The organism is Streptomyces sp. NPDC043427, from assembly GCF_056436655.1.
In genome coordinates, this window is record NZ_JBWKCC010000026.1 from 1 (window position 1) to 15,504 (window position 15,504).

Sequence of the window (15,504 nt, forward strand, 5' to 3'; positions counted from 1 at the left end):
GGCGCGCAGGGTGTGGACGCCCCAGTACGCGTCGGCGGGGACCTCGCGGTCGCCGAGCAGATCGTGTTCGCTTCGGGTGGCGGCGGCGGTCATGGGTGAGCGGGTCCTCTTCTTTGAGGTTCTACGTCTTTGAGGTTCTGCTTTTTGAGGTGGGCGTGACCTGAGGGGCGGATCAGGCGTAGGTCGCGGAAGCGACCGGGTCGAGCGCGCGCACCGGCCGGACGCTGCCGACGGGTTCGCCACCGCCGAGCAGGGGCTCCCCCGCGAACTCGCCGAGCAGGTCCGGATCGACCCCGGCGCGGGCGAGGGCGGCGGCGGTGACGGGTATCCGCGCCCGGTTCGCCCCGTCGGCGATCTTCACGGCGACGGCCCTGCCGTCCGGCAGCGCGGCGACCTCCACGCCCTCGAAGCCGTCCTTGGCGAGCAGACCGGGCACCGCCCGCATCAGCGCGGCGACGTCGCGGCCGGAGCCGGACGCCATCTCGGCGTGCTCGCGCATCGCGTCCGCGACCCGCGCCTCGGGCTTGCCGGCGGGGGCGGTGGTGATGCGGGCGGCGGCCCGGGCGAGGCCGTGCAGGGAGACGGAGAAGAGGGGCGCGCCGCAGCCGTCGACGGTCACGCGGGCGATGTGCTGTCCCGTGAGGTCCTCGACGATCTCCGCGATGGCCCGCTGGAGCGGGTGCGCGGGGTCGAGATAGTCCTCCAGGGACCAGCCGTTGAGCTTGCAGGTGTACAGCATCGCCGCGTGCTTGCCGGAGCAGTTCTGGGCGAGCCGTGAGGGCAGCCGGCCCTCACGGACCCAGGCGTCCCGCACGACCGGGTCGAACGGCAGGTCGGTGACGTTGCGCAGATCGTCCTCGGTGACGTCGGCGAGTTCGAGGATGCGCCGGGTGCCGGCGAGATGGCGTTCCTCGCCGGAGTGGCTGGCGGCGGCGAGTGACAGCAGTTCCCCGTCGAGCGGCAGCCCGGCCCGCACCATGGCGACGGCCTGGACGGGCTTGAGCGCCGAGCGCGGGTAACTGGCGACCTCGACGTCGCCCAGTTGGAACTCGACCTCGCCGTCGGCGCCGAGGACGACGACGGAACCGTAGTGGATGCCCTCGATCACCCCACCGCGTACGAGGTGGGCGACGGGAGCGTGGAGGGGTTCACGGACGGCGGGTGCGTCGGCGAGGGAACTGCTGTACATCACTGCCTGTTCACTGTTGGTGGGCGTCGGCCGGCGCCGGGGTCAGGCATCGGCCTTGGACGAGGTGCGCGCCGTGCGGGCACGGATGCCGTACCAGCCCGCGACCAGCGCCGCGACGATCAGCGGCAGGCACAGCACGGTGGTGCGTCCCGCGCCGCCGTCGGCGTACATGAGGACCAGGACGGAGGCGAGGAACGCCAGCGTCACGAGTTCGGTCCACGGGGAGCCCGGCAGTCGGTAGCCGGGGCGGGTCAGCTCACCCTTCTGGGTCTTCTGCCAGAAGAGCAGGTGACAGATCATGATCATGCCCCAGGTGGCAAGGATACCGATCGCCGCGAAGTTGAGCACGATCTCGAAGGCGTCGGCGGGCACGACGAAGTTGAGGCCGACGCCGAGCACGCAGATGCCGCTGGTCAGCAGGATGCCGCCGTACGGGACCTGACTGCGGCTCATGACCCCGGTGAACTTCGGGGCGGAGCCGGACATCGCCATGGAGCGCAGGATGCGGCCGGTGGAGTACAGGCCGGAGTTGAGCGAGGACATGGCCGCGGTGAGCACGACCAGGTTCATCACGCCGCCCGCCGCAGGGATGCCGACGTTGGACAGAACGGTCACGAAGGGGCTTTCGCCGGACGTGTACTTGTTCCAGGGCAGCAGCATCGACAGCAGGACGACCGAGCCGACGTAGAACAGGCCCACGCGCCACATGATCGAGTTGATCGCCTTCGGCATGATCTTCTCGGGGTTCTCGGTCTCACCGGCGGCGACTCCGACGAGTTCGACGGAGGCGTAGGCGAAGACGACGCCCTGGACGATCAGCAGCATGGGCAGCAGACCGTTGGGGAAGACGCCGCCGTTGTCGGTGATCAGGGAGGGGCCGGGGGCGGCGCCGTCGACGGGGTGTTGGGTGACCAGCAGGAATATGCCGATGCACATGAACACGACCAGCGCGCCGACCTTGACGATGGCGAACCAGAACTCCAGTTCACCGAAGATCTTCACGGAGATCAGGTTCACGGTGAGGACGACGGCGAGCGCGATCAGCGCGATCACCCACTGCGGGATGTCGGAGAACATCCCCCAGTAGTGGGTGTAGGTGGCGACCGCGGTGATGTCGGCGATGCCAGTGGTGGCCCAGTTGAGGAAGTACATCCAGCCGGCCGTGTACGCGCCCTTCTCGCCGAGGAACTCACGGGCGTACGACACGAAGGCGCCGGAGGACGGCCGGTACAGGACGAGTTCGCCGAGGGCGCGCACGACGAGGAAGGCGAAGATGCCGCAGACCGCGTAGGCGATGAACAGGGAGGGCCCGGCGTCGGCGAGCCGGCCGCCCGCACCGAGGAAGAGGCCGGTGCCGATGGCTCCGCCGATGGCGATCATGTTGACATGCCGGGACTTCAGGGACTTGCTGTAGCCCGCGTCGCCTGCGTCGACGTGAGGGGAGGATGGGCGCTTCTCGTCTTTGAGGAACTGCTCGCTCACGCCTCGGTTCCGCCTTCCGTGGGGATGTCCGTGCGCGGGGAGCGCACGATGTGGGTGAGGGTCGTCTCGACGCGGTCGAGGTGGTGGGACATGGCCTCCACCGCGTCGTGTTCGGAACCGTCCATCAGGGCCTCGACGATGGCCCGGTGCTCGCGGTTGGACTGCTCGCGCCGTCCGCCCAGCTCGTTGAGGAAGGCCGACTGACGCGCCAGTGCGTCGCGGATCTCCTCGATGACCCGGCGGAAGACCGGGTTCTGGGCGGCCTCGGCCACGGCGAGGTGGAAGAGGGTGTCCATCGCGACCCACGCGGTGGTGTCCGTCTCCCGCTCCATGCGGTCGAGGAGATGAGCCAGATGGTCCAGGTTCTCCGGGGTGCGGCGCCGCGCCGCGTACCCGGCGACCGGGATCTCGACGTGGCGGCGCACCTCCAGCAGGTCGCTGGCCGCGTAGTCGCCGAAGGTGGGGTCCTCGACGGCACTCGCGACGACGAAGGTGCCCTTACCGGTCCGGGAGACCGTCAGGCCCATGGTCTGCAGGGCGCGCAGGGCTTCCCGCAGCACGGGCCGGGACACCTCGAGGGTTCGGCAGAGCTCCGCCTCGGAGGGCAGCTTGTCGCCGATCGCGTACTCGCCGCGCTCGATGGCGTCGCGAAGGTAGGTGAGCACCGCTTCCATCGCGCTGACGCGCCGCGGCCCTCGGCCAGCTGTCTGGCTGTCTGACAGGTTCACGGAAGTGATACTCCGGGTGACGTGAGGGCGGTGTCAAGGGCGTCGAATAAAGAAATTCAGCGGGCGCGAGACCTGAAACAGGACTTCCCGCCCGCTGTCGGACGGCCGTGTCAGCTGCTCAGGGCGCCCGTGGCCAGCAGTCCGAAGAGCAGGACGCCCACGACGATGCGGTAGACCACGAACGCGTTGAAGGAGTGCTTGGCGACGAACTTCAGTAGCCAGGCGATGGAGGCGTAGGCCACGACGAACGAGACCACCGTGCCGACCGCCAGCGGCGCCGCGCCCACGCCCGCGCCCAGGGCGTCCTTGAGTTCGTACAGGCCGGCGCCGGTGAGGGCGGGGATGCCGAGGAAGAAGGAGAGACGGGTGGCGGCGACCCGGTCGAGGTCGAGGATGAGGGCGGTGGACATGGTCGCGCCGGAGCGGGAGAAGCCGGGGAAGAGCAGAGCCAGGATCTGGGAGCTGCCGACCAGCATCGCGTCCTTGAACGAGGTGTCGTCCTCGCCGCGCTTGTGGCGGCCCATCTGGTCGGCCGCCCACATCACACCGCTGCCGACGATCAGCGAGCCCGCGACCACCCAGAGGGAGGCCAGGGGCCCCTCGATGAGCGGCTTGGCGGCCAGGCCGACGGCGACGATCGGGATCGTCGCATAGATCACCCACCAGGCGAACTTGTAGTCGTGGTGGTAGCGCTCGTCCCGGTTGGCGAGGCCGCGGCCCCAGGCGGAGACGATCCGCACGATGTCCTTGAAGAAGTACACGAGCACCGCGGCGATCGCGCCCACCTGGATGACGGCCGAGAACCCGACGACGGCCTTGTCGTCGACCGGGATGCCCATCAGCCCCTCGGTGATCTTCAGATGGCCGGTGGAGGAGACCGGCAGGAACTCGGTCACCCCCTCGACGGCTCCTAGGACGACGGCCTGACCGACGGAGATGGCGCTCATGGGATCCAGTTCTGGAGGATGGTCGACAGTGCTGTGGGCACTCACAAGTGCCGGAGGCACTCCTATCAGGCGCGGGTGTGCCGTGCCGGCCTACAGCCAGAGCGTCTGCGCGCCCCAGACCCCGGCGAACGCCGCCCCGAGGCCCACCACGATGCTCGCGACGACGTTGGCGACGGCATAGAGACCCGCGCCGGTCTCGGTCAGCCGCAGCGTCTCGTACGAGAACGTGGAGTACGTCGTCAGGGCCCCGCACAGACCGGTGCCGAGGAAAAGCTGCAGGTGGGAACCTGCGACACCGGCCGAGACGGCACCGGTCAGCAGGCCGAGGACCAGGCAGCCGCTGACGTTGACCGCGAAGGTGCCCCAGGGGAAGACCGAGTCGTGCCGGGACTGCACGGCGCGGTCGGTGAGATAGCGCAGGGGGGCGCCGACCATTCCGCCGGCAACGACCAGCAGCCAGTTCACAACGACCTCTTACCTTTCGTGTCCGGTTCGCCGCCTTTGCTCACCCCTCCGGCGTACCGGATGACCTCGCATTGGTCGAGGATGACCAGTCCCTCGGTGACCAGTTCGTCGAGCTGCGGCAGGAAGGCGCGTACCCGCTCCTCCGAGTCGACGATCACGATCGCCACCGGCAGGTCCTCGCTCAGGGACAGCAGCCGCGAGGTGTGGATGAGCGAGGACGCGCCGTAGCCCTCGATGCCGCGGAACACACTGGCCCCGGCGAGTCCGGCCGCGTGGGCGCGGTGGACGATCTCGCTGTAGAGGGGCTTGTGGTGCCAGGTGTCGTTCTCGCCCACGAACACGGTCACGCGCAGGGCACTGCCGGTCAGCCTCGTCATCGCTGCCTCCGGATCAGGACACGACGCGTCGCCGTCGCCGCCAGCCACACCGCCGCGAGCGCCGCGAGGAGGGTCGCGGCGAGATAGGCGACGGCCGTGCCCGGACGGCCCGTGTCCAGCAGTCTCTGGATGTCGACGGCGTACGTCGAGAAGGTGGTGAAGCCGCCCAGCACGCCCGTGCCGAAGAAGGGGCGCAGCAGCCGGTGAGGGGCGGTCATCGCCTCGGTGACGACCACCAGGAACACGCCGATCACGGCACAGCCGACGACATTGACCCAGAAGATCGTCCAGGGGAAACCGCCGGTGCGCGTGGGCCACCAGAGGGAGGCCGCGTACCGGGCCGACGCGCCGATCGCGCCGCCGACCGCGACCACCACGACGACGGGCAGCTGCCCGTGCCGGGCCGACCGCCGGGGCGCGGGGGTGCGGACGCTCTCGGTCTCCGGGACTGTCATGTCGTACGTCTCCTGCCTCGGCCCCCACCACCGCTTCCGGGGTGATCACGGCCGGTCAACAGGGTACGCCGGGCTCACCCGTCGGCGGGGGCCTGGCACACGGCCACGCCGCGCTCCCACAGGCTCCCGAGGACCAGGTGGCCGCCCGTCTCGCAGACGCTGGTGACCATGCGGAAGCCGGAGCGGCGGCGGGTCAGGTGGTGGATGATCCGGCCGTCGTCGTCCACCGCCATCACGCCGAGGGTGCCGGTGGGGCGGAAGGGGGCCCGGACGGCGGCGCGGGCCACGGTCCGGCGTACGGCGGGCGGGGTGCGGTGGAGCAGGTCGAGCGGTGGGACGCGCGGCCCTGCCAGCGCCACCCAGACCGGTCCGTCCCGCCCGTCGCGCCACACGTTGTCCGGCATGCCCGGCAGGTTCTCCACGAAGGGCTCACTTCGGCCGGCCTTCGGGCCGGTGAGCCAGTGGCGGCTGAGCCGGCACGCGGCCGTCTCGGCGACGATCACGAAGGAGCCGTCGGAGCTCGGGGCGAGTCCGTTGGCGAAGTGGAGGCCCTCCAGGAGGACCTCGGGTGTGGTGCTGCCCGGGGCCAGGCGCAGCAGCTGGCCGGTGCCGGTGTGTTCCACCAGGTCGCCGATCCACTGGGCGAGGGGGTAGCGGCGGCTGGAGACGGTGAAGCACACGCTGTCGTCGGGCAGGGCGATCACGTTGCTGCAGAACCGCAGCCGCTCCCCCGCCACCGTGTCCGTGAGCACGTGGACCGTGCCGTCGTCGAGGCCGATCCGCAGCAGTCCGCGCTCGGCGTCGCACACCAGCAGGGTCTCGTCGTCGAGGAGTTCGAGGCCGAGCGGCCGGCCACCGGTCTCGGCGAGCACCTCGACGCGGGTTCCCCCGGGATCCGTGAGTCCGTCGAGGCGCAGGATCCGTCCGTCCTCCACCCCGGTCAGCACACGGCCCCGGCCGTCGGCGACGACGTCCTCGGGGCCGCGGCCGCCGATGTCGACATAGCTGCGGGGTACGAGGGTCTCGGGACGGTGCATGGGCGCCGGCCTTTCGGTGTCGGGGAGGGTCGTCCTCGCAGACGTACCCCTGTGGTCCGGCGCCTACCAGCCTTTCTCGAACATTCTGGCGACCTCGGCGATGCGCACCTCGTCCCTTCGGTAGTAGGCGCGGCGCCGGATCCGCCGGACGCGCAGAAGGCCGAGGTTCGCGAGCAGGGTGAGGTGGGTCTCGGCGACCTGGCGGCGTACGCCGAGCTTGGCCGCCACGGCGTCCGCGCCGACCCCGTCCTCGACGAGGTCGGCGTGTCGTTGCGGCGGGAAGTGCGCGACGGGGTCCTTGAGCCATTCCAGGATGTCCAGGCGACGCTCACCGACAGGAGTCCTCAGCATGTCGTTCCCCTCTGTCCGGGCCTCCTCGTACCGCGTCTTCCCACTGTTCCGCAGCGGACGCCACCGTGTCCGCGAGTCCGCCAGGCTCGTCCGGGATCGAACGCCTTTATGACACAAGGCCGTTCGGCCCCTTTCCCCGGAAACACGGGCGGGGGCCCGGCCGGTGACGCTCGACCGGGCCCCCTGGCCGAGGAGTCAGCGGTGGCTGAACCACGACATCGACGAGAGTGCCTTGTCGTCGTAGCCGAACAGGGCCTGGTTCTCCCAGCCGTTGCCGGAGGAGGCGTCGGTCGGGTCCCAGCCGTTGCCGTTGACCGCGGTCCAGGTCGCCTCCCAGTAGAAGACACCGAGTCCACGGCCGTTCGGCACGGCCTCCACGATGTTCGCCACCGTGTTCATCCACGCCGTCTGCCCGGCCACGGTCGCGGGGTAGCCGGTGACGAGCTCACCGGCGGTGTCGATCTGGTTGGTGAGCGAGTCGTCGCTGTCCAGGCGGAACGGGTAGGCCGTCTCGGCGACGAAGACCGGCTTGCCGTAGCGGGCGGCCGCGTCGTCGAGCGTGGTCTGGAAGTCGGAGAGCGGACCGTGCCAGTAGCCGTAGTACGACAGGCCGACCGCGTCGAACTTCACGCCGTGGGAGACCGCGCTGTCGAACCAGGAGCGGGTGCCGGCCAGGTCGCCGCCCTCGGCCAGGTGCAGGGCGACGGTGGTGGACGGGTTGACCGCCTTGACCGCGCCGTAGCCGGAGTTGAGCAGACCGGCGAGCTGGGACCAGTTGGAGGTGGATCCCTCGTTCCACAGCATGCCGCCGTTGATCTCATTGCCCACCTGGACCATGTCGGCGGTGGTGCCTTGAGCCTTCAACGCGTTCAACACGTCGTACGTGTGGTTGTACACGTCCGTCTTGAGTTGACTGTACGAGTGGCCCGTCCAGGCCGCCGGCTTGTTCTGCTTGCCCGGGTCGGCCCAGCTGTCCGAGTAGTGGAAATCGACCAGCAGCTTCATGCCGGCCGCCTTGACGCGCTTGGCCACCGCCAGCACGCGCGTCTTGTTGTTGTAGCCGTCGGCGGGGCTCACCCAGACCTTCAGGCGCGCGTAGTTCATGCCGGCGTTCTTGAGGAGGGTGACCGCGTCGCCGGTGGCGCCGGAGCTGTTCTTGTAGACGCCGCCCTTGGCCTCGCTCTTGGGGAGGGAGGAGATGTCGGCACCCTTGATCGACAGTCCACTCGTGCCGGACGTGAAGGTCAGGTCGTCAACATTGATCCAGTTGCCGGCGTTCGCGTCACTGTTGATGCTGATGGTGCATTGGTTGCCGGTGACCTTGACCGGCACGACGACACGGATCCATCCGCTCGTCGACACGGGCAGATCGGTCCGCTGTTCCGCGCCGCCGCAGTTCTTCAGGGCTATGTAGGCGGACTTCTGGCCGCCGCTGGAGCGGACCCAGGCGGTGAGCTTGTAGCTGCCGTTGGTCAGCCCCGACAGGTACTGGTACGTCTCCACCTTGTACGCGGTGGACGCCCAGTGGGACAGGCGGTAGCTCCCGCCGTGGCCGCCGGACTCCGAGAACGAGGCGCCGGTGTCGCCGTACTCGGACCAGCCGCCGGGCGTGGCCGTGCCGGCGCCGTCAGCTTCGAAGCCACCGTTCGTGAGCGTGCTCGCGGCCTGGGCGGTCTGGACCGGCAGCGCGCTCAGGGCCAGCCCCGCGGCGAGCGGGAGCAGCAGGGCCCGGAGGGTGCGTCTGGGATGGAACATCGTCGTCCGTCGTCCCTTCGACGTGATCAGGATGGGTGTGCCCTCGTGGAACGAGGTGCCCCTCCGCCCGCGGCTCGCGGCTCGCACGGACGGAGGGGAGTCGGCTCAGCCGTCGAGTCGGACGACGCGGACGGCCCCCGCCGGGACCGCGAGGCGGCCGGCGGCGCGTTCGCCGGTGAGCAGCTCGGTGCCGGGGGCGTCGAGCGGCACCTTGGCGTCGGTGGCGGTGTGGTTGATCGCGAACAGGAAGCTGCCCGACTCGCCCGTACGGCGGACCACCTCGACGTCGCGGGGCAGGTCGGCGCGCGGGGCGAGGCTCGCGTCGTCGGCGGCCCAGCCCAGGAGCGCGTCGAGGCCCTCGGCGCCCAGGCGGGTGGAGACGTACCAGGCGGTGCCCTCGCCGAGGCGGTGCCGGGTGACGGCCGGGTGACCCGCGGTGAGGCCGTCGGCGTACGTCCAGACGGTTTCGGCGCCGCGCGGGACCACGAACTCCGTCCACACGTCCCCGGCGAGTTCGGAGCCGTCGGGCCCGGTGACGCGCACCCCCTCGCCCGGGAGGAGGGGTGAGAACTCCTCCACGGTGAGGCCGAGGACATCGCGAAGGGCTCCCGGGTAGGCGCCCTCGTGGACCGCGTCGTGCTCGTCGACGATGCCGGAGAAGTACGACACGACGAGGGTGCCGCCGCTCTCGACGTACGCCCGGAGGTTGTCGCCGGCCGCCTGGGTCATCAGGTACAGGGCGGGCACGACGACAAGGGGATACCTCGACAAGTCGGCTTCGGGGTGGGCGAAGTCGACGGTGAGGTGGCGGTCGTAGAGCGCCTCGTAGAAGGCGTCGGCGCGCTCGCGCGGGTCGTGGTCCTCGCTGGGGCGCCACTGGAGGTTCTGCGCCCACCATGAGTGCCAGTCCCACAGGAGGGCCACGTCCGCCTGGGTGCGCGTGGAGCGGATCGGGCTCAGGGAGTCCAGGGAGGCGCCGAGTTCGACGACCTCGCGCCACACGCGTGTGTCGGTGCCGCCGTGCGGCAGCATCGCGGAGTGGAACTTCTCGGCGCCGCGCCGGGACTGGCGCCACTGGAAGAACAGGGCGCCGTCGGAGCCGCGGGCCACGTGGCCGAGGGAGTTGCGGGCCATCTGGCCGGGGGCCTTGGCCGGGTTGCGGGGCTGCCAGTTGACGCCCGAGGTGGAGTGCTCCAGGAGCAGCCAGGGGGCGCCGCCCGCGACGGAGCGGGTGATGTCGGCGGCCATCGCGAGGTTGACGTGGGTGCGGCGGCCGTCGGTGATCAGGTAGTGGTCGTTGGTGACGATGTCGACCTCGCGGCCCCAGGCCCAGTAGTCGACGGAGTCGCACTGGCTGAGGGCCGTCATGAAGTTGGTGGTGACCGGCACGCCGGGTGAGAGGCGGTGCAGGATGTCCCGCTCCGCCACGAAGTTCTCGCGCATGGTGGCGTCGGCGAAGCGCTTGTAGTCGAGGGCCTGACCGGGGTTGCCGACGGTGGGGGTGCGGCGCGGTGGGTTGATCTCGTCGAAGTCCGCGTAGCGCTGGCCCCAGAAGGCGGTGCCCCAGGCCTCGTTGACCGCGTCGACCGTGCCGTACGCGGTGCGCAGCCAGCGGCGGAAGTGGGCGGCGCAGGAGTCGCAGTAGCAGGCCGAGACGGGGACGCCGTACTCGTTGTGCACGTGCCACATGGCCAGGGCCGGGTGGTCGCCGTAGTGCTCGGCGAGCTGGGTGGTGATGGCCGCGGCGGCGGCGCGGTAGTCGGCGTTGCTGTGGCAGATGGCGGCCCGGCTGCCGAACTCGTAGCGCGTGCCGTCCTCGGTCACGGGCAGCGCGTCGGGGTGCGCGCGGTAGAACCAGACGGGCGGGGTGACGGTGGGGGTGCCCAGGTCGACGCGGATGCCGTTCTCGTGGAGCAGGTCGATGATCCGGTCGAGCCAGCCGAAGTCGTACTCCCCCGGTGAGGGTTCCAGCAGGGCCCAGGAGAAGATGCCGACGCTCACCAGGGTGACGCCGGCCTCGCGCATCAGCCGGACGTCCTCGTGCCAGACGCTTTCCGGCCACTGCTCGGGGTTGTAGTCCCCACCGAAGGCGAGCCTGGTGAGGCCCCTGGGGGTGGTCTCCGGCATGGATGTCTCCCGTTTTGGGTCGATCATTTGGGAACGTGCACACACTCCGGCGGCGGTGCGAAGCCAACATAACCGCACAGCAACAACCATTGACAAGTGTCCAGGATGTTTCTCTACTGTGAACGCTCACAGAAGCATGGCAGGTTCTCGCAGCAGGCGGGAGCCCAGGTCAGGGGAGAAATTCCATGCCGAACACGCAGCGCCGGCGACTCTTCAGAGGCGCGGCCGCCGCGGTCGCCGTCACGCTCGGCGCCACCGCCCTCGCCGCTTGCGGGACGACCGACAAGGACAGCGAGGCCGAGTCCGGGCCCGTCTCACTCACGTACTGGACGTGGACGCCCGGCATGGACAAGGTCGTGGACCTGTGGAACAAGGGGCCGGGGAAGAAGGACCAGATCACGGTCACGGTGAAGAAGCAGGCGTCCGGCGACACCCTGGTCACCAAGATCCTCACCGCGCACAAGGCCGGCAAGGCACCGGACCTGGTGCAGGCCGAGTACCAGGCGCTGCCGACGCTGGTCAGCAACGACGCGCTGGCGGACATAGCGAAGGACGCCGAGGGCGTCGAGGACAAGTTCGCCGAGGGCGTCTGGCAGCAGACGACGCTGGGCACGGACGCGGTGTACGCGGTGCCGCAGGACATCGGTCCGATGATGTTCTACTACCGCGAGGACCTGTTCAAGCAGTACAAGCTGACGGTCCCGACGACCTGGGAGCAGTTCGCCGAGACCGCGAGAAAGCTGAAGAAGGTGGCTCCCGACAAGGACCTCACCACCTTCTCCGCCAACGACTCCGGTCTCTTCGCGGGCCTCGCCCAGCAGGCCGGCGCCAAGTGGTGGACGACCTCCGGCGACAAGTGGAAGGTCGGCATCGACGACGCCGCGACCGAGCGGGTCGCGAAGTTCTGGGGCGGCCTCGTCAAGGAGGGCGCCATCGACAACCAGCCGATGTACACCCCGGCCTGGAACAAGGCGCTCAACACCGGCAAGCAGATCGCCTGGGTCAGCGCGGTGTGGGCGCCCGGGACGCTGAACACCGCCGCCCCCGACACCAAGGGCAAGTGGGCCATGGCCCCGCTCCCCCAGTGGTCGAACTCCGAGAACGTCACCGGTAGTTGGGGCGGATCCTCGACCGCCGTCACCACCGACTCCGCGCACAAGGTGGCCGCCGCGAAGTTCGCCACGTGGCTGAACACCGACGGCGACGCCCTCAACGCGCTGGCGAAGGAGGGCGGCATCTACCCGGCCTCCTCCTCCGCCCAGCTCAGCGGCGCCTTCACCACTCCGCCGGACTACTTCTCCAACCAGCCGGACTTCTACGGCCAGGCTGCGAAGATCGCCAAGACCACCGCGCCGTCCGCGTGGGGCCCGAACGTCAACGTCGCCTACACCTCCTTCAAGGACGCCTTCGGCGCGGCCGCCAAGAACAAGTCGGACTTCACCGCCGCCCTGAAGACCATGCAGGAGGCCACGGTCACCGACATGAAGAAGCAGGGCTTCGAGGTCTCCGAGTGACCAGCGCACGCCGGAAGCCGTACGGGGTCAAGGGGGCCCCGTATGCCTTCCTCCTCCCCGCGACGATCCTCTTCTCGCTGTTCTTCGCGCTGCCCATCGGGTACGCGATCTGGCTCAGCTTCCGCAAGGTGAAGGTCTCCGGGCTCGGCCTGGGGTCGGGCGCCCGCCGGGAGGTCTGGGCCGGTGTGGAGAACTACACCGACGCCCTCACCGACAGCGAGCTCGTGGACGGCGCGCTGCGCGTGCTGGGCTACGGCTGCATCGTCGTCCCGGTGATGCTGGGCCTGGCGCTGCTGTTCGCGCTGATGCTCGACTCCGACAAGGTGCGGCTCGCCCCGTTCACCCGGCTCGCGGTCTTCCTGCCGTACGCCATTCCCGGCGTCGTGGCGGCGCTGCTGTGGGGCTTTCTGTACCTGCCGGACGTCAGCCCGTTCTACTTCGTGCTGGAGAAGCTGGGCCTGCCGCAGCCGGACCTGCTGGACGGCGGTCCGCTGTACCTCGCCCTGTCGAACATCGCGGTCTGGGGCGGCACCGGCTTCAACATGATCGTCATCTACACCTCGCTGCAGGCCATTCCGGCCGAGGTGTACGAGGCGGCGAAGCTGGACGGCGCGACCCCGCTGCAGATCGCGCTGCGGATCAAGATCCCGATGGTGGCGCCCTCGCTGGTGCTGACCTTCTTCTTCTCGATCATCGCGACGCTCCAGGTGTTCAACGAGCCGACCACCCTCAAGCCGCTCACCAACTCCGTGTCCACGACGTGGAGTCCGTTGATGAAGGTGTACCGGGACGCGTTCGGCACGGGTGACATCTACCAGGCGGCCGCCGAGGCCGTGATCATCGCCCTCGCCACGCTGGTGCTGTCGTTCGGCTTCCTGCGGGCCGCCAACCGTCGCAACAAGCAGGAGGCAGCAGGATGAGTTCTCTTGCGGTCAGCAAGACCACCCCGGTGGCCGGCACCACGCCCGGCACTGCCCGTCGCCCGCCGCTGCGGCGCCGTATCGCCCTGGTCCCGACCGTCACCCTCCTCCTCGGCGCGATCTACTGTCTGCTGCCGGTGGCCTGGGTCGTGATCGCGTCCACCAAGTCCGGCAGTGAGCTGTTCTCCACGTTCACGTTCCTGCCGGGCACCGGCTTCACGGACAACCTCAGGGATCTCAACGCCTACCGCGACGGCATCTACTGGCAGTGGATGGGCAACTCCGCCCTCTACGCCGTGCTCGGCGCCCTGCTGTCGACGTGTGTCTCGGCGTTCAGCGGCTACGCGCTGGCGATGTACCGCTTCCGCGGCCGGGAGGCGATCTTCAACGTGCTGCTGGCCGGCGTGCTGATGCCGCCGGTGATCCTCGCCGTACCGCAGTACCTTCTGCTGGCGAAGGCCAACCTCACGGACTCGTACCTGGCCGTGCTGCTGCCACAGATCCTCTCGCCGTACGGCGTCTACCTCGCCCGTATCTACGCGGCCGCCGCCGTCCCCGCCGACGTGGTGGAGGCCGGGCGGATGGACGGGGCGAGCGAGTGGCGGATCTTCACCCGGATCGCGCTGCCGATGATGGTGCCCGGTCTGGTGACGGTGTTCCTGTTCCAGTTCGTGGCTGTGTGGAACAACTTCCTGTTGCCCTACATCATGCTCAGCGACGACGAGAGGTTCCCGATCACGCTGGGCCTGTTCACGCTTCTCGAACAGGGTGCCAACACCCCGGCCCTCTACACCCTGGTGATCACGGGTGCGTTCCTCGCGGTGATCCCGCTGGTCGCCCTGTTCCTGGTCATCCAGCGGTTCTGGAGTCTGGATCTGCTGTCCGGGGCCGTAAAGTCATGACCATGAGCAATGCGGGGGCCCGGCGCAGACCGCCGACCATCCACGACGTGGCGCGCGAGGCAGGTGTCTCACGGGGCACGGTCTCGCGGGTGCTCAACGGCGGGCACTACGTCAGCCCCACCGCACAGGAAGCGGTCAACGCCGCGATCAAGCGAACGGGTTATGTCGTCAACCGGCACGCCCGCTCGCTGATCACCGGGCGGTCGGACTCCATCGGCTTCCTGCTGACGGAGCCCCAGGAGCGGTTCTTCGAGGACCCCAACTTCAACGTCCTGTTGCGCGGCTGCACGCAGGCGCTGGCCGCGCACGACATCCCTCTGCTGCTGATGCTGGCGGGGACCGAGGACGAACGGCGGCGCATCACGCGGTACATCACCGCCGGGCACGTCGACGGCGTGCTGCTCGTCTCCAGTCACTCCGGCGACCCGGTCGCGGAGGAGCTGCGTGAGGCGGGCGTGCCGTTGGTCGCGTGCGGCAAGCCGATCGGGCTGGGCTCGAAGGTGAGTTACGTGGCCGCCGACGACCGGGACGGCGCACGCGACATGGTGCGTCACCTGCTGTCCCTCGGGCGGCGACGGGTGGGCGTGGTCACCGGCCCCCTGGACACCCCGGGCGGTGTCGAACGCCTCGCCGGCTACAAGGAGGTCCTCTCCGACGCGGGCGTCGAGATCGACGAGCGGCTGATCGTCTCCGGCGACTACAGCCGGGCCAGCGGCGAGGCGGGCGCCGAGCGGCTGCTCGGCCAGGCCCCCGACATGGACGCGGTGTTCGTCGCGTCCGACCTGATGGCCCAGGGCGTGCTGACGGCACTGCGCCGGGCGGGCCGCCGCGTCCCCGAGGACGTCGCGGTCGGCGGCTTCGACGACTCCCCCGCGGCCACCGCGGCCAACCCGGCCCTCACCACCATCCGCCAGCCCTGGGACCGCATCAGCAACGAGATGGTCCGCGTCCTGCTCGCCCAGATAGGCGGGGATGATCCGGCGGCGGTGATCCTTCCTACGGAGTTGGTGCGGCGCGAGTCGACGTGACGCGGGGGCGGCTCTGTCGTGCTGCGGCGGTGGGGGCGGCTGCGTCGCGCCGCGGCACCGAGGGGGCAGATCCCGTCGGCGAACTCCCCGAGAACCCGCCGACGGTGCGCTCCGTAGTGCCGCGCCAGGCGGGGGCGCCCCCCTGCTCCGGCCCGCCGCCACGACATCGGCCGACCAGGAACGTCCCCCGCCATGGACGGGGAGCCGGTCCGCGGTGGCCGGTCAGG

Annotated in this window: 15 protein-coding genes; 4 read left to right on the plus strand and 11 right to left on the minus strand. The window is 69.8% G+C overall.

Features of this window, described 5'->3' with window-relative positions; all coding sequences use genetic code 11:
* Positions 1-172 precede the first annotated feature (172 nt).
* The 11 genes from AC067M_RS32375 to AC067M_RS32425 form a co-directional block, all read right to left on the minus strand.
* Positions 173-1,189, minus strand: a complete 1,017-nt coding sequence (locus AC067M_RS32375; RefSeq protein ID WP_478700600.1) for an asparaginase — start codon at positions 1,187-1,189, stop codon at positions 173-175.
* Positions 1,190-1,231: 42 nt separating this feature from the next.
* A complete protein-coding gene (locus AC067M_RS32380; protein WP_478700601.1) occupies positions 1,232-2,671 on the minus strand; it encodes an amino acid permease in 1,440 nt (479 codons plus the stop codon).
* Positions 2,668-3,399: a FadR/GntR family transcriptional regulator gene (locus AC067M_RS32385; RefSeq protein ID WP_478700602.1), complete on the minus strand. Its 732-nt coding sequence runs from the start codon at positions 3,397-3,399 to the stop codon at positions 2,668-2,670. The genes AC067M_RS32380 and AC067M_RS32385 overlap by 4 nt, the downstream gene beginning before the upstream one ends.
* Positions 3,400-3,509: 110 nt before the next feature.
* A complete protein-coding gene (locus tag AC067M_RS32390) occupies positions 3,510-4,346 on the minus strand; it encodes an undecaprenyl-diphosphate phosphatase (RefSeq protein ID WP_478700603.1) in 837 nt (278 codons plus the stop codon).
* A 90-nt stretch (positions 4,347-4,436) separates the two neighbouring features.
* On the minus strand, positions 4,437-4,811 hold the full coding sequence (gene crcB / locus AC067M_RS32395) for a fluoride efflux transporter CrcB (protein ID WP_478700604.1): 375 nt from the start codon (positions 4,809-4,811) through the stop codon (positions 4,437-4,439).
* Positions 4,808-5,188, minus strand: a complete 381-nt coding sequence (locus AC067M_RS32400; RefSeq protein ID WP_478700605.1) for a DUF190 domain-containing protein — start codon at positions 5,186-5,188, stop codon at positions 4,808-4,810. The genes crcB (AC067M_RS32395) and AC067M_RS32400 overlap by 4 nt, the downstream gene beginning before the upstream one ends.
* Positions 5,185-5,643, minus strand: coding sequence for a fluoride efflux transporter CrcB (gene crcB / locus AC067M_RS32405; RefSeq protein ID WP_478700606.1), 459 nt, complete (start codon positions 5,641-5,643; stop codon positions 5,185-5,187). The genes AC067M_RS32400 and crcB (AC067M_RS32405) overlap by 4 nt, the downstream gene beginning before the upstream one ends.
* A 74-nt stretch (positions 5,644-5,717) precedes the next feature.
* Complete coding sequence (locus AC067M_RS32410; RefSeq protein WP_478700607.1) at positions 5,718-6,680, minus strand: SMP-30/gluconolactonase/LRE family protein; 963 nt, start codon at positions 6,678-6,680, stop codon at positions 5,718-5,720.
* A gap of 63 nt (positions 6,681-6,743) precedes the next feature.
* Positions 6,744-7,031 carry an ArsR family transcriptional regulator gene (locus tag AC067M_RS32415; protein ID WP_478700608.1) on the minus strand — a complete coding sequence of 96 codons (288 nt, stop codon included), beginning with the start codon at positions 7,029-7,031 and terminating at the stop codon, positions 6,744-6,746.
* Positions 7,032-7,226: 195 nt separating this feature from the next.
* Entirely contained in the window at positions 7,227-8,786 is a 1,560-nt protein-coding gene (locus AC067M_RS32420) for a glycoside hydrolase family 53 protein (protein ID WP_478700609.1), read from the minus strand.
* 105 nt (positions 8,787-8,891) lie between these two features.
* Entirely contained in the window at positions 8,892-10,913 is a 2,022-nt protein-coding gene (locus AC067M_RS32425; protein ID WP_478700610.1) for a beta-galactosidase, read from the minus strand.
* 185 nt (positions 10,914-11,098) lie between these two features.
* On the opposite strand from AC067M_RS32425, the gene AC067M_RS32430 reads away from it, so the two are divergent.
* The 4 genes from AC067M_RS32430 to AC067M_RS32445 are packed head-to-tail and all read left to right on the plus strand — an operon-like array spanning position 11,099 to position 15,277.
* Positions 11,099-12,427, plus strand: a complete 1,329-nt coding sequence (locus tag AC067M_RS32430) for an ABC transporter substrate-binding protein (protein WP_478700611.1) — start codon at positions 11,099-11,101, stop codon at positions 12,425-12,427.
* On the plus strand, positions 12,424-13,347 hold the full coding sequence (locus tag AC067M_RS32435) for a carbohydrate ABC transporter permease (RefSeq protein WP_478700612.1): 924 nt from the start codon (positions 12,424-12,426) through the stop codon (positions 13,345-13,347). The genes AC067M_RS32430 and AC067M_RS32435 overlap by 4 nt, the downstream gene beginning before the upstream one ends.
* Positions 13,344-14,249 (plus strand): carbohydrate ABC transporter permease, encoded by a 906-nt coding sequence (locus AC067M_RS32440; protein WP_478700613.1) that lies wholly within the window; start codon positions 13,344-13,346, stop codon positions 14,247-14,249. The genes AC067M_RS32435 and AC067M_RS32440 overlap by 4 nt, the downstream gene beginning before the upstream one ends.
* Positions 14,246-15,277 (plus strand): LacI family DNA-binding transcriptional regulator, encoded by a 1,032-nt coding sequence (locus AC067M_RS32445; RefSeq protein ID WP_478700614.1) that lies wholly within the window; start codon positions 14,246-14,248, stop codon positions 15,275-15,277. Before AC067M_RS32440 ends, AC067M_RS32445 begins: the two co-directional genes overlap by 4 nt.
* Positions 15,278-15,504 lie beyond the last annotated feature (227 nt).

Excerpts from the sequence above, each read along its gene's own strand:
- AC067M_RS32375 (WP_478700600.1), bottom strand. The coding sequence starts at position 1,189 with ATGTACAGCAGTTCCCTCGCCGACGCACCCGCCGTCCGTGAACCCCTC.
- AC067M_RS32390 (WP_478700603.1), bottom strand. The coding sequence starts at position 4,346 with ATGAGCGCCATCTCCGTCGGTCAGGCCGTCGTCCTAGGAGCCGTCGAG.
- AC067M_RS32400 (WP_478700605.1), bottom strand. The coding sequence starts at position 5,188 with ATGACGAGGCTGACCGGCAGTGCCCTGCGCGTGACCGTGTTCGTGGGC.
- crcB (WP_478700606.1), bottom strand. The coding sequence starts at position 5,643 with ATGACAGTCCCGGAGACCGAGAGCGTCCGCACCCCCGCGCCCCGGCGG.
- AC067M_RS32410 (WP_478700607.1), bottom strand. The coding sequence starts at position 6,680 with ATGCACCGTCCCGAGACCCTCGTACCCCGCAGCTATGTCGACATCGGC.
- AC067M_RS32415 (WP_478700608.1), bottom strand. The coding sequence starts at position 7,031 with ATGCTGAGGACTCCTGTCGGTGAGCGTCGCCTGGACATCCTGGAATGG.
- AC067M_RS32420 (WP_478700609.1), bottom strand. The coding sequence starts at position 8,786 with ATGTTCCATCCCAGACGCACCCTCCGGGCCCTGCTGCTCCCGCTCGCC.
- AC067M_RS32425 (WP_478700610.1), bottom strand. The coding sequence starts at position 10,913 with ATGCCGGAGACCACCCCCAGGGGCCTCACCAGGCTCGCCTTCGGTGGG.
- AC067M_RS32430 (WP_478700611.1), top strand. The coding sequence starts at position 11,099 with ATGCCGAACACGCAGCGCCGGCGACTCTTCAGAGGCGCGGCCGCCGCG.
- AC067M_RS32440 (WP_478700613.1), top strand. The coding sequence starts at position 13,344 with ATGAGTTCTCTTGCGGTCAGCAAGACCACCCCGGTGGCCGGCACCACG.
- AC067M_RS32445 (WP_478700614.1), top strand. The coding sequence starts at position 14,246 with ATGACCATGAGCAATGCGGGGGCCCGGCGCAGACCGCCGACCATCCAC.